Annotated in this window: 8 protein-coding genes; 3 read left to right on the top strand and 5 right to left on the bottom strand. The window is 69.7% G+C overall.

The window, feature by feature from the left end; translation table 11 throughout:
• Positions 1–3 precede the first annotated feature (3 nt).
• On the bottom strand, positions 4–3870 hold the full coding sequence (locus ACFONC_RS05160; protein WP_386742645.1) for a GH36-type glycosyl hydrolase domain-containing protein: 3867 nt from the start codon (positions 3868–3870) through the stop codon (positions 4–6).
• Between the two features lie 107 nt (positions 3871–3977).
• Between ACFONC_RS05160 and ACFONC_RS05155 the strand changes: the two genes are divergently transcribed.
• From ACFONC_RS05155 to gnd, 3 genes are read left to right on the top strand one after another with little or no spacing between them, the layout of a single operon-like run.
• The gene (locus tag ACFONC_RS05155; RefSeq protein ID WP_386742644.1) at positions 3978–5372 is read left to right on the top strand and encodes a glucoamylase family protein; all 1395 of its coding nucleotides are present in this window, start codon (positions 3978–3980) and stop codon (positions 5370–5372) included.
• Positions 5372–6880, top strand: coding sequence for a mercuric reductase (locus ACFONC_RS05150; RefSeq protein WP_386742643.1), 1509 nt, complete (start codon positions 5372–5374; stop codon positions 6878–6880). The genes ACFONC_RS05155 and ACFONC_RS05150 overlap by 1 nt, the downstream gene beginning before the upstream one ends.
• Before the next feature lie 56 nt (positions 6881–6936).
• Complete coding sequence (gene gnd, locus ACFONC_RS05145) at positions 6937–7842, top strand: phosphogluconate dehydrogenase (NAD(+)-dependent, decarboxylating) (RefSeq protein WP_386742642.1); 906 nt, start codon at positions 6937–6939, stop codon at positions 7840–7842.
• A gap of 465 nt (positions 7843–8307) precedes the next feature.
• On the opposite strand, the gene ACFONC_RS05140 is transcribed toward gnd, so the two are convergent.
• The 4 genes from ACFONC_RS05140 to pgi form a co-directional block, all read right to left on the bottom strand.
• Positions 8308–8523 (bottom strand): hypervirulence associated TUDOR domain-containing protein, encoded by a 216-nt coding sequence (locus ACFONC_RS05140; RefSeq protein WP_386742641.1) that lies wholly within the window; start codon positions 8521–8523, stop codon positions 8308–8310.
• Positions 8523–10595 carry a transketolase gene (tkt, locus tag ACFONC_RS05135; protein WP_386742640.1) on the bottom strand — a complete coding sequence of 691 codons (2073 nt, stop codon included), beginning with the start codon at positions 10593–10595 and terminating at the stop codon, positions 8523–8525. Before tkt ends, ACFONC_RS05140 begins: the two co-directional genes overlap by 1 nt.
• Positions 10596–10887: 292 nt before the next feature.
• Positions 10888–12537, bottom strand: coding sequence for a phosphoglucomutase (alpha-D-glucose-1,6-bisphosphate-dependent) (pgm, locus tag ACFONC_RS05130; RefSeq protein WP_386742639.1), 1650 nt, complete (start codon positions 12535–12537; stop codon positions 10888–10890).
• Positions 12537–14180 carry a glucose-6-phosphate isomerase gene (gene pgi, locus ACFONC_RS05125; RefSeq protein WP_386742638.1) on the bottom strand — a complete coding sequence of 548 codons (1644 nt, stop codon included), beginning with the start codon at positions 14178–14180 and terminating at the stop codon, positions 12537–12539. Before pgi ends, pgm begins: the two co-directional genes overlap by 1 nt.
• Between the last annotated feature and the right edge of the window lie 5 nt (positions 14181–14185).

Here is a 14185-nt window from a genome sequence, read left to right as displayed (position 1 = left end):
GGATCAATGGCCGAGCGCGATCGCTACCCGGTGCACGCCTCCATCGTCGCTCAGCGGTATCAGGCAGGGCTCCACTTCCAGTGCGCGGCCATCGAGTTCGCAGCTGGCGATGCCGCGACATGCGCCGTGCGGATTGGCGATCTCGATCACATAGCGGCTGCCGCCGTGGCGATACTCGATCGAGAACCCCGGCCAGTCGCGCGGGATACACGGGTCCAGCCGCAGCTTGTCGCCCTGCAGGTAAAAGCCCAGGATCGCCTCGAGGCCTGCGCGGTACAGCCATGCGCCGGAGCCGGTGTACCAGGTCCAGCCGCCGCGGCCGACGTGCGGCTCGACCGAGTACACGTCGGCGACCGCGACGTAGGGTTCGACCTTGTAGCGCGCCACGCCCTCCGGCGTCGATGCATGGTGGACGGGGTTGATCAGTGAAAACAATTCCGCGGCACGGTCGCCGTCGCCCATCTTCGAGAAGGCGAAGATCGACCACTGCGCGCCGTGCGTGTACTGGCCGCCGTTTTCGCGCAGGCCGGGCGGATAGGCCTTGATGTAGCCGGGGTCGTGGTCGGTGTGCTGGAACGGCGGGGTGAACAGCAGCGCGACCTTCTCGTCGCGCAGGATCAGCTGGCGGTCGACCTGCTCCATCGCCGACTTCGCATGCGCCGGATCGCCGCCGCCGGCGATCACGCTCCACGACTGGGCGATGGTGTCGATGCGGCACTCGTCGCTCTCGTGCGAGCCCAGCGGCGTGCCGTCGTCGTAGTAGCCGCGGCGGTACCAGTGGCCGTCCCAGCCGCCGTCGTCCAGGCCCTTGCGCACGGTGGCTGCGACCTGCTCCCAGCGCGCCGCACGGTCGTGCTCGCCGCGTGCCTTCGCATGCGGCGCGAAGGCGTCGATGGTGGCGCACAGGAACCAGCCCAGCCACGAGCTCTCGCCCCTGCCCTGCTCGCCGACGCGGTTCATGCCGTCGTTCCAGTCGCCGGTACCGAACAGCGGCAGGTCGTGCGCGCCCAGCGACAGGCTCACGTCGATGGCGCGCGCGCAGTGTTCGTACAGGCTGGCGTCGGTGTCGGCCGTGGTCGGCCGGTAATAGGCTTCGTGCGCGCCGGGTTCGAGCTCGGGCCCTTCGATGAAGGGCTGGCGCGTGTCGAGTACATCGGTGTCGCCGGTCGTGTCCATGTAGTGGCAGGCCACGAAGGGCAGCCACAGGCGGTCGTCGGTCATGCGCGTTCGGATGCCCTCGCCGCCCGGCGGCAGCCACCAGTGCTGCACGTCGCCTTCCTCGAACTGGCGCCCGGCCGCGCGCAGCAGCTGCGCGCGGGTTTCGTCCGGTTTGGCGATACAGGTCGCCATCACGTCCTGCAGCTGGTCGCGGAACCCATAGGCGCCGCTGGCCTGGTAGTAGGCGGTGCGCGCCCATACCCGGCAGCACAGCGCCTGGTACAGCAGCCAGCGGTTGAGCAGCAGGTCCATGCCGCGGTCGGGCGTGCGCACCTGCACGGTGCCGAGGATGTCGTCCCACTGCCGCGTCGCGGCCTGCAGCACGGCGTCGAGGTCGGCCTCGCGGTAGCGCCGCACCAGCTCGCGCGCGGTGTCCGCATCCTTCGCGTCGCCTAGCAGGAGCACGATCTCGTCCTCGCCGTGGGCTGGCAGTTCAACCGAAGCCTGCAGCGCGCCGCAGGGATCGAAGCCGGCGCCGGTACGTCCGGCCAGCGGCTGCCCATCGCGCAGCGCCGCAGGCGATGACAGGTTGCCGTGGCGGCCAAGGAAACCGAGGCGATCGCCGTCGTGCGATGCCTGGCGCCCAAGCAGGTCGATGAACGCCACGCGTTCGCCGAACTCCGCGCGCCACGTATTGGTGGCCAGCAGCGCGCCGGTATCGCCGTCGAGCGAAGTGGCAACGAACGGCGCCGGCCGCGTGCCGTTGGGTCCCAGCGCCCACTGCACGAACGCGGTCACCGACAGCCTGCGCGTGCGCCCGGAACGGTTGCGCAGGCGCAGCCGCGAGATCTTCAGCCCATCGTCGATCGGCACGTACTGCAGCAGGTCGAGTTCGATGCCGTGCTCGGCGTGCTGGAAGCGGCTGTAGCCGTGGCCGTGGCGCGCGACGTACTCGCCGTCGTCGCCGCAGCGCGGCAGCGCGGTGGCGGTGAACAGCCGGCCGTCCTCGTCGTCGCGCACGTACAGCACTTCCTGCGGCGGGTCGGACACCGGATCGTTGGCCCAGGGCGTGATCGGATTGCGCTGGCTGTTCTGCGACCACGCATAGCCGCCACCTGCCTCGGTGGTGGTGAAGCCGAAATCGGGGTTGGCGACGACGTTGAGCCACGGCATCGGCGGCAGCACGCCGTCGCGGATCACGGTGACGTACTCGCGGCCGTCGTCGGCGAAGCCGCCGTGGCCGTTGGGGAATTCGAGCCTGGCTTCGTCGATGAAGCCACCGCGCTCCGCTGCGGGCGCGGCTGCGATGGCGGCGGCAGTGTCCGGCTTGGTTCCGCCGGTCGTGTCGTCATCGCGGAGCAACGCATCGACCTGCGCAGCCAGCGTGCCGTTGCGCTGCTCAAGGACAAGGCCTGCAGCAGTCACGAGGCCCGCCTGCAGTGACTCGACCGCCTCTCCCGCGACAAGGACGAACAGGTTCTGCCTGCCATCCGGCCGCGGGTACTGCTTCGCATGCGCGTCGAAGCGCGCCTGCAGCGCGTCGCGCAACGCGGTGGTGGCAGCGATGGCCACGAGGTCGGCGTCCAGGCCGTGCGCATTCCAGAACGCGCTGGCCTGCAGGAGTTCGTCCGTAAGCGCCAGCCCGGCGTCGTCGTCGATGCGCAGCAGCGCGATCGGCCGGTCGCCGGAAACGCCGCCGGCCCACAGCGTTGGCGGCCCGCCCTGCCCCTTCGCCAGGTCGTCGGGCGCGGCGCGCAGCGTCGGGTCCGGGTACAGCAGCGCGCCGGCCAGCCGCTGGAAGCGCTGCGCCTGATCGGCGTCGATGCCAAGTGCGGCCATCGTCTCCTTCGATCGCTGCGATGCGCTTTTCGAAGCGTCGACAAAGACGCCCGCACCACGGAATCGTCCGGCAAGCGCCAGCGCCTCTTCGCGCGTTCCGGCCGCGACCGTCCACAGCTGCAGCACGACGGTCGCGCCGGGTGCGATGCGCACGCGGCGGCGCAGGCCGAACACCGGATCAAGCACGGTGCCGACCGTTCCCGACAGCTCGCCGTCCAGCGCCGCCGGCGCACGCAGGTCGCGCCCGCGGCCGATGAAACGCGCGCGATCGGTTTCGCGCTGGGGTTCCTCGTCGCTGCCGCCTTCGACGTCGAGCCACTGCACCGCGCAGGCCGACGGGTCCCCCGGCGAGCGCACCCGCCGCGTGCCCACCAGGCACCGGTGTTCGGGCAGCCATTCGGTACGCACGAACATCTTCGAAAACGCCGGATGCGCCGAATCGCCCGCCTGCGGCGCAAGCACCAGTTCCGCGTAGCTGGTCACCTCGATGCTGCGTTCGCGTACGCCGTGGTTGCGCAGGCTGATGCGGCGCACTTCGGCGTCGCCGTCACCCGCCACCAGCACCTCGGTGGTGGCTTCGATATCGCCGTCGCGGCGGCGGATGCTTGCCCGCCCGGCTTCGAACCCGACTTCGTACTCGTCCGGCGCGCCGTCGACCGGCTGCAGGCCCGCCGACCATGCCGTGCCGTCGTCGAGGTCGCGCAGGTACAGCCAGCAGCCGTGATCGTCTCGGGTCGGGTCCGCGTGCCAGCGGGTGATCGCGCAGTTGCCCCAGTGGCTGTACCCGGCGCCCGACCGGGTCAGCATGACGGTGTAGCGTCCATTCGAGAGCAGCTGCAGCCCGGGCGGTTGGCGACGCGCGTGATCGTGCATGGAACGTGGACTCCGGACAGGCGACCACCCCTTATGGCACGAAGAGGGTAATGACCGGGTAAACGTCATGGCCCGCTAACGACATCCGGCATAGACTGCGGGCCAAGGTGCCGAACACGATCGACAACAGCCTGGCCGCAGCGGACGCGGATACGGCCGCTTTCGCCGCCCGCGAAGGCGGAGCACGGCAGGAAGGCGCCGCGACCGACGAAGCGCTGCTCGAGCGCTACCAGCGCGCGGCATTCGACTACTTCGTGCACAACCGCAATCCCGCCAACGGCCTGTACGCCGACAATTCGCGCGACTGGTCGCCGATCAGCATCGCGGTGGTCGGGTTCGCGCTGTCGGCGTATCCGGTGGCGGTCGATCGCGGCTGGATCGCGCGCGAGGAGGCGGTGGAACACTGCGTCGCCGCGTTGCGCTTCTTCCGCGACAGCAACCAGGACGGCAGCCCGGAGTCCACCGGCTACAAAGGCTTCTACTTCCACTTCCTCGACCGCGACACCGGCGCGCGCGTGTGGCGCTGCGAGCTGTCGATGATCGACACCGCGCTGCTGATCGTCGGCGCGCTCATGGCGGGCCGCTACTTCGATGCCGACACGCCCGCGGAGGCGGAGCTGCGCTCGATCGCCGACCTGCTTTACCGGCGCGTCGACTGGTGCTGGTCGCAGAACGGCGGCGAGACGATCATGCAGGGCTGGAAGCCCGAGTGCGGCTTCCTGCACTACGGCTGGGAGGGCTACAGCGAGGCGATCGTGCTGTACGTGCTGGCCCTGGGTTCACCCACGCACCCCATCGGCGTGGACTGCTACCGCGCGTGGACGCGCACCTACCAATGGGAAAACATCTACGGCCACGGCTTCCTGTATGCCGGACCGCTGTTCATCCACCAGTTCTCGCACGCGTGGATTGATTTTCGCGGCATCCAGGATCGCTTCATGCGCGAGAAGGGCTGCGACTACTTCGAGAACAGCCGCCGCGCCGTGCACGTGCAGCGCGCCTACGCCTGCATCAACCCGCGCGGCCACGCCGGTTACGACGAGGATTGCTGGGGCTTCAGCGCCTGCGAGGGTCCGACCGACGAAGTGCAGGCGGTCGATGCGGAACCGCGCCATCTGTTCGGCTATGCCGCGCGCGGCGTGCCGTACGGGCCGGACGACGGCACCCTGTCGCCGCCGGCGGTGCTGGCGTGCCTGCCGTTCACGCCGGACCTCGCGCTCGAAGCGCTGGCGACGATGTGCCGCCGCCATCCGGAGATCGTGCACGAGAACGGCTTCACCAGCGGCTTCAACGCCGACCTGCGCGACGGCGAAGGCAAGGTGTGGGTGTCGCCGGGCCTGTTCGGCCTCGACCAGGGAATCATCGTGCTGATGGTCGAAAACCACCGCAGCGGCCTGCCGTGGCGTCTCATGCGCGGCTGTCGCCCGATCGTCGACGGACTGCGCCGCGCGAGCTTCGACGGCGGCTGGCTCGATGCGACACCCGGCGGGGAGAAAGCCTGATGCACCATCGCGACTCCGGTTCCGGGACCACGGTCGATCCGGCCGTTCGCGACGAACTGCGCGAGAACCTGCGTCCGGTGCGCTGGCGCAACCCCGAACCGGCCGATCGCTACGGGCTGGTGGTGATCGGCGCCGGCGCTGCGGGCCTGGCGGCCGCACAGGAGGCCGCGGCCGGCGGCAGGCGCGTCGCGCTGATCGAGCGCGACCTGCTCGGCGGCGACCGGCTCAACTTCGGCTGCGAACCCTCGAAAGCCCTCGTCCGCACCGCCCGCGCCTACGCCGAAATGCGCGACGCCCGCAGCTACGGCGCGGTGGTGCCGCCGCGGGTCGACGTGGACTTCCACGCCGCGATGGAGCGCGTGCTGCGGCTGCGCGCGCGCCTGAGCCGCGCGACCTCGCCGCGGATGCTGCGCGAAGCCGGCATCGACCTGTTCTTCGGCCATGCCGTATTCAAGTCCCCCGACCACCTCGACCTCGACGGCGTCCGGCTGGGCTTCGACAAAGCCCTGATCGCCACCGGCGCGGAGCCCGACGTACCGGATATCCCCGGCCTGCACGACGTGGGCTTCTTCACCAACGAAACCATTTTCGGCATCGGCGCCCTGCCCCGGCGGATGCTTGTCATCGGCGGCGGCCCGCTGGGCTGCGAACTGGCGCAGGTGTTCCGCCGCTTCGGCAGCAGCGTGATCATCGTCCAGGACATGCCGCTGTTCCTGCCGCACGAGGAGCGCGACGCGGCGCAGATCCTGTCGGTGGCGTTCGCGCGCGATGCCATCGAGGTGCGCCTGAACACCGAAGTGACCGCGGTGCGCCGCGTCGGCAACGAGATCCACGCCGACCTGCGCAGCGACGACTACGTGTCCAGCGTGGTTGCCGACGCGATCCTGGTCGGCACCGGGCGCATTCCACGCATCGACGACATGGGGCTGGACACGGCCGGCGTCACCCACGACATCACTCGCGGCGTCCACGTCGACCAGCACCTGCGCACGCACAACCCGGCGATTTATGCGGCCGGCGACGCCTGCATGGCGCACCGCTTCACCCACGTGGCAGTCGCCACCGCGCGCATGGCCGTGGCCAATGCGCTGCACGATGCGCGGCAGCGGCTGGACGACCTGGTCATTCCCTGGTGCACGTACACCGATCCCGAGATCGCGCACGTCGGCCTGTACGTGCGCGAGGCGATGCGCGACGGCATCGCGATCTCGACCAGCACGATCCCGCTGCACGCCGTGGACCGCGCGGTGCTCGACGGCGACGATGTCGGCTTCATCAAGCTCCACGTCGCCGACGGCACCGACCGCATCCTCGGCGCGACGATCGTCTCGCGCAGCGCCGGCGAGCTGATCGGCCAGGTCACCCAGGCGATGGCCAACGGCATCGGCGTGCGCGGACTGGCACGGGTCATCCACCCCTACCCCACCGAATCCTCCGCGATCGGCGCGGCGGCGCAGGCCTGGTGCCGGGAGCATCCCGCGCCGCCCGGATCAGGACAACCCGCGTGACCCGCCACTGCGCGCGGCCACCTTCAATACATCGACTGCAGAAAGAGGAAATACAAATGGAACTCGGCATGATCGGCTTGGGCAAGATGGGTGCGAACATGGCGCAGCGCCTGGTGCGTGGCGGCCATGACGTGGTGGGCTTCGATCCGAAGCCCGAGGCGCGCTCGCTGGTCGAAGGATTCGGAGCGAAGTCGGCGGCGTCGCTGGAAGAACTCGTGGACAAGCTGCCGGCGCCGCGCGCGGTCTGGATGATGGTGCCGGCGGGCGAGATCACCGGCGGCACCGTCGACGCGCTGATGAAGCTGCTGTCGCCTGGCGACACGATCATCGACGGCGGCAATTCCAACTACAAGCACACGCTCGAGCGCGCGAAGGCAGTCGCCGACAAGGGACTGCATTACGTCGACTGCGGCACCAGCGGCGGCGTGTGGGGGCTGGCCGAGGGGTACAGCATGATGGTCGGCGGCGAGAAGGACGCGGTCGAGCGCCTGCGCCCGATCTTCGAAACGCTCGCGCCGGGCAAGGACCAGGGCTGGGGCCACGTGGGGCCGGTCGGCTCGGGCCACTACACCAAGATGGTCCACAACGGCATCGAGTACGGGTTGATGCAGGCGTATGCGGAAGGCTTCTCGATCCTCGGGCACAAGCAGGAATTCGGCCTGGACCTGCACCAGGTCGCGGAGATCTGGCGTTACGGCAGCGTCGTTCGCTCATGGCTGCTGGACCTGACCGCCGACGCGCTGGACAAGAACCCGACGATGGACGGCATCGCCCCGTTCGTGCCCGACTCGGGCGAAGGCCGCTGGACCGTGGCCGAGGCGATCGACCTCGACGTGCCCGCGCCGGTGATCACCCAGTCGCTGATCGCCCGCCTGCGCTCACGCGACGGCGAATCGTTCGCCGACCGCCTGCTGTCGGCGATGCGCAACGAGTTCGGCGGGCATGCGATGAAGAAGGAATAAGACGCCCGCGACCCCGGCTTCACGCAGGAGCGGCTTCAGCTGCGAGCTTTGGCCTGGCCCCTCCCCCTGCGACGGCAGGGGGAGGCTGGGAGGGGGTGCCCACGGTTCGGGCTGATCCAAAAGACACCCCTCCCCAACCCGCCCGGCCCGCCAGCGCAGCTGGCGAGCGTTCGTCGGCGCGCGAGCCAATGGCTCGCAAACGCGCCTCCTCACCCCCTGCCTTCGCAGGGGAGGGAGCAAAAGCCAAGGCTGCCATGACACCTGCGTAGGAGCGGCGGAAGCCGCGAGCTTTTGCTCTGGCCCCTCCCCCTGCGACGGCAGGGGGAGGCTGGGTGGGGGTGGTCACGGCTCGCGCTGATCCCGAAGACACCCCTCCCCAACCCTCCCCTGCCTTCGCAGGGGAGGGAGCTAACGCTCGCGGCTTCCGCCGCTCCTACAGGGCGGTGGCCCGGCGAAGGTGGCCGGTCAATCTTTCGACTTCTTCAACGCCCCGCCCTTGTGCACGGCGACGTGGTCGGTCTTGTCGCTCTTGATCTCATACTGCGGGTCGTCCTCGCTGCAGTGGCGGGTGTAGCCGTGCCAGTCGAAGTCCTTGACATGCACCTTCGTGATCTTGCCGCTGACGTGGCCGGCTTCGGAATTCCACGTCACGTGGTCGCCAACCTTGAATTCGTGGGACATCAGGACTCCTCCTTTCCGAGCAGCGCACGCGCCCGCGCGCAGACGTTGTCTACGGTGAACCCGTAGCGCTCCAGCATCTCGCCGCCCGGAGCCGACGCGCCGAAGCGATCGATGCCGAGCACGTCGCCGCGATCGCCGACGTAGCGGTGCCAGCCCTGCGGCGACCCCGCCTCTACCGCCAGCCGCGCGGGCACGGACGATGGCAGCACCGATTCGCGGTACTCACGCGGCTGTTCGTCGAACAGCTCCCAGCACGGCATCGACACCGCACGCGCGGCGACGCCTTCGCCCTGCAGCCTTTCCACGGCGGCCAGCGCGATGCCGGTTTCAGCACCGGTGCCAATCACGATGACCTCCGGCTTGCCGTCATCGGCATCGAGCAGCACGTAGGCGCCCTTGCGCAGGCCGTCGGCCGACGCGTACTTGCCGCGGTCGAGCGTGGGCACCTTCTGCCGCGACAGCGCCAGCGCCACCGGCCGGTCCTTTGCTTCCAGCGCGACGCGCCAGGCGACCGCCGTTTCGTTGGCGTCGGCCGGCCGGATCACCAGCAGCTCCGGCACCGAGCGCAGGCCGGCAAGCTGCTCGACCGGCTGGTGCGTCGGTCCGTCCTCGCCCAGCGCGATGGAGTCGTGGGTGAACACGTGCACCACGTGCAGGCGCATCAGCGCGGCCAGGCGCATCGGCGGGCGCATGTAGTCGGAGAAGATCAGGAACGTCGCGTCGTAGGGAATCACGCCGCCGTGCGCGGCCATGCCGTTGCAGATCGCGCCCATCGCGTGCTCGCGCACGCCGAAGTGCAGGTTGCGACCGGAATAGCTCCAGCCGCCGCCGGTCGAGCCCTGTTCGTCCTCGCCCGGCGTGGCGCGCGGGTCGAAGTCGCCCAGGCCCTTCACCGCGGTGAAGGTCGAGGGATCGAGGTCCGCGGAGCCGCCGGTCAACGCGGGCAGCTTCGGCGCGATCGCCGACAGCACCTTGCCGCCGGCCTCCCGCGTGGCCATGCCCTTCGCGTCGGCGGGGAACACCGGGATGTCCGCATCCCAACCGTCCGGCAATGTCGCTTCAAGGCTGACGCGCAGTTCGGCCGCCTCGCCGGGAAAGGCCTTGGCATAGGCGTCGAAGCGCTGCTGCCAGGCGTCCTCGTCGCGCTTGCCGCGGTCGAGTGCGGAACGGAAGTGGGCCATCGCGTCGTCCGGCAGCAGGAACGGCGGCTGTTCCGGCCAGCCCAGCTTGCGCTTGGTCGCGGCGACATCCTTCTCGCCCAGCGGCGAACCGTGTGCCTTGTAGCTGTCCTGCTCCGGCGAGCCGTAGCCGATGTGGGTGCGCACCAGCACCAGCGAAGGCCGCGTCGTTTCATCGCGGGCCTGCTGCAGCGCCTGTTCGATGGCGGCCACGTCGTTGCCGTCGTCCACGGTCTGCACGTGCCAGCCGTAGGCGGCGAAGCGCGCGGCGCGGTCTTCGGTGAAGGTGATGTCGGTGCCGGCGGCCAGCGTCACGCTGTTGTCGTCGTACAGCACGTTGAGCTTGCCCAGCCGCAGGTGGCCGGCGAGCGACGCGGCTTCGGACGCGACGCCTTCCATCAGGTCACCGTCGCTGGCAATCACCCAGGTGTGGTGGTCGATGACGGCGTGGCCGGGACGGTTGTAGCGCGCGGCCAGCTGCGCCTCGGCCATCGCAATGCCCACCGCGTTCGCCAGCCCCTGCCCCAGCGGCCCGGTGGTGACTTCCACGCCCGGCGTGTGGCCGCGCTCCGGATGACCCGGCGCCTTGCTGCCCCACTGCCGGAACTGCTTGATGTCGTCGAGCGACAGGTCGTAGCCGGTCACGTGCAGCAGGCTGTACAGCAGCGCCGAGCCGTGGCCGGCGGACAGCACGAAGCGGTCGCGACCGGTCCACAGCGGATTGGCCGGGTTGTGCCTGAGGAATCGCTGCCACAGCACGTAGGCCATCGGCGCGGCGCCCAGCGGCAGGCCGGGGTGGCCGCTGTCGGCGTGCTGCACCATGTCGACGGAGAGGAAGCGCAGCGTGTCGATGCAGCGCTGGTCGAGGGATTGGGGGCTGGAGTTGGGTGACATGGAGTCCTCTTGGGTGAAGTGGCCGCGGGGCGCAGGTGGCAGGGCCGGTTTTCTCGCGTGATGACGCGTGATACATCCGTTCGCACGCGGCGACGCGTGATGTATCCGTTCGCACGCGACGGCGCGTGATGTATCCGTCCGTCATTCCCGCGAAAGCGGGAACCCAGCGGCTTTGCACTCCAAGGAACCAAAGTCACTGGGTCCCCGCTTTCGCGGGGATGACGACACTTCCTGATGGCCGCGATTGGCGCGAATCGCGGCCGCTGCCGCTCCCACCTGGGGAAGTGCGTCTTCAGGTGGCGGCGAGCGCCGCATCCACGATCCCCTGCGCCTCGGCGAGGATCGCCTGCAGGTTGTCGCGGCTTTCGAAGCTTTCGCCGTAGATCTTGTAGATGTCCTCGGTGCCCGACGGTCGCGCGGCGAACCAGCCGTTGTCGGCCACCACCTTGATGCCGCCGATCGCGGCACCGTTGCCCGGCGCCTTGTCCAGCACCTGGCTGATCGCGGCGCCGGCGAGAGTATCGGCCTTGAGCTGCGCGGGCGCGAGCTTCGCCAGCACCTGCTTCTGCTGCGCGCTGGCCGGCGCCTCGACGCGGTCGAAGAACACCTCGCCGAAGGCGTCGCACAGGCCGCGGTAGTGTTCGGCCGGGTCGTGGCCGTTGCGCGCGGTGAGTTCGGCCGCGAACAGCGCCGGCACCATGCCGTCCTTGTCGGTGGTCCACACGCTGCCGTCGCGGCGCAGTAAGCTCGCACCCGCGCTCTCCTCGCCGCCCAGCCCGAGCGATCCGTCGAACAGCCCGTCAGCGAACCACTTGAAGCCCACCGGCGTCTCGTACAGCTTGCGGCCAAGCCGCGCGGCGACGCGGTCGATCATGCTGCTGCTGACCACCGTCTTGCCCACGGCGGCGTCCGCGCTCCACTGCGGGCGGTGGCGGAACAGGTCGTCGACCATCGCCGCCATGTAGTGGTTCGACGGCAGCAGGCCGGCCTTGGTCACCACGCCGTGGCGGTCGTGGTCGGTGTCGCAGGCGAAGGCGACGTCGAAGCGGTCCTTCATCCCGATCAGCCGCTGCATCGCGTACGACGAGGACGGATCCATGCGGATCTGCCCGTCCCAGTCCAGGGTCATGAACGAGAACGTCGGGTCGACCTGGTCGCTCACAACCTCCAGCCCGAGCGAATAGCGCTCGGCGATGCGCGCCCAGTAGTGCACACCGGCGCCGCCGAGCGGGTCGACGCCCATGCGCACGCCGGAGCCGCGGATCAGGTCGAAGTCGAGCACGTTGCCAAGGTCTTCGACGTAATGGCCAAGGAAGTCGTGCTCGCGCGTGGTCGCCGCGCCGCGTGCCTGTGCCAGCGGCATGCGCGCCACGCCCTTGAGGCCGGCTTCGAGCAGCGCGTTGGCGCGGTCCTGCACCTGGCGGGTGATCGTGGTGTCGGCCGGGCCGCCGTTGGCAGGGTTGTACTTGAAGCCGCCGTCGCCGGGCGGATTGTGCGAGGGCGTGACCACGATGCCGTCGGCCAGTCCCGATGTGCGGCCGCGGTTGTGGACCAGGATCGCGTGCGACACCGCCGGCGTCGGCGTGAACTCGTCGCCCTGCGCGATGCGCACCTCAACGCCGTTGGCGGCCAGCACTTCCAGCGCGCTGTCGCGGGCGGGCGCGGACAGCGCGTGGGTATCGATGCCGAGGAACAGCGGGCCGTCGATGCCCTGCGCCTTGCGGTACTCGCAGATCGCCTGGGTGATGGCCAGCACGTGCTGCTCGTTGAAGCTGCCGTCGAACGCCGTGCCGCGGTGGCCCGAGGTGCCGAACGCCACCCGCTGCGCGGCGACCGAGGGATCGGGCTTCACGTCGAAATAGGCAGCGAGCAGCTTGTCGATGTCGACCAGCTGCGCGGCCTGCGCCGGCTTGCCCGCCAGCGGACTGACGTTGGTGCCCATCAGCGGCTGCCCCGCTGGTCGAGGTAACGGCGGATCAGCTCGTTCGTGGAGCTGTCATGGCGCAACTCCGGCGGGCTGTCGGCGCCGAGCTCGCTGGCGGTCTGCTTCGCCAGCACCTTGCCCAGCTCCACGCCCCACTGGTCGAAGGAATCGATGTCCCACACCACGCCCTGCACGAACACGCTGTGCTCGTACAGCGCCACCAGCGCGCCCAGCGCGTGCGGCGTGAGCTTCTGCGCCAGGATGGTGCTGCTCGGGCGGTTGCCCTCGAAGGTCTTGTGCGCCACCAGCGCCTCGGCCACGCCCTCGGCGCGCACCTCGTCCGCCGTCTTGCCGAACGCCAGCGCCTCGCCCTGCGCGAACAGGTTGGCCATCAGCAGGTCGTGCTGCTCGTGCAGCGGACTGAGCGGCTCGCAGAAGCCGATGAAATCGCAGGGCACCAGCCGCGTGCCCTGGTGGATCAGCTGGTAGAACGAATGCTGGCCGTTGGTGCCCGGCTCGCCCCAGTACACCGGCCCGGTCTGGTAGTCCACGCGCCGGTCGTCGAGCGTCACCGACTTGCCGTTGCTCTCCATCGTCAGCTGCTGCAGGTAGGCCGGGAAGCGCTTGAGGTACTGCGCGTACGGCAGCACCGCCACCGTCTCCGCGCCGAGGAAGTTGTTGTTCCACAGCGCCACCAGCGCCATCAGCACCGGCAGGTTGCGCTCGAACGGGGTGTCGCGGAAATGCACGTCCATGGCGTGGAAGCCCGCGAGCATGTCGCGGAAATTCTCCGGGCCGATCGCGATCATCGTCGACAGCCCGATCGCCGAATCCATCGAATAGCGCCCGCCGACCCAGTCCCAGAATCCGAACATGTTGTCAGTGTCGATGCCGAAATCGCGCACGCCGTCGGCGTTGGTCGACACCGCCACGAAATGCTTCGCCACGGCAGCGTCGTCGCCGCCGAGCCCGTCCAGGCACCACGCGCGCGCGGCGTGCGCGTTGGCCAGGGTTTCCAGCGTGGTGAAGGTCTTGGAGCAGACGATGAACAGCGTTTCGGCCGGGTCCAGCCCGCGCACGGCTTCGCTGAAGTCGGTGCCGTCGACGTTGGAGACGAAGGCGAAGTGCATGTCGCGCCGGCTGAAGTCGCGCAGCGCCTCGTAGGCCATCACCGGGCCGAGGTCCGAGCCGCCGATGCCGATGCTCACCACGTTGCGGATGCGCTTGCCGGAATGTCCCGTCCACTGCCCGCCGCGCACGCGCTCGGCGAACGCCGCCATGCGGTCGAGCACCTCGTGCACCTGCGCGACCACGTCGACGCCGTCGACCTCCAGCCGCTCGCCCTTCGGCATGCGCAGCGCCACGTGCAGCACCGAGCGGTCCTCGGTGCGGTTGATGCGCTCGCCGGCAAACATCGCGGCCGTGCGCGCGGGCAGACCGCAGGCCTCGGCCAGTTCCAGCAGCAGGCGCAGTGCGTCCTCGTCGACGCGCTGCTTCGAATAGTCCAGGTACAGGCCCGCGCCCTCCGCGCTGAGCCGCTGGCCGCGCGCCGGGTCGGCGGCGAACAGTTCGCGCAGGTGCGTGCGCGCAATCCTGCCTGCGTGCGCCTGCAGCGCCGCCCACTGCGGGCGCTGCGTCAGTGCGGTCGGTTGCGTATCCATGGGCA

Source organism: Luteimonas soli, assembly GCF_042648865.1.
Classification (GTDB): Bacteria; Pseudomonadota; Gammaproteobacteria; order Xanthomonadales; family Xanthomonadaceae; genus Luteimonas; species Luteimonas soli.
This window is presented reverse-complemented; position numbering and strand designations above follow the sequence as displayed.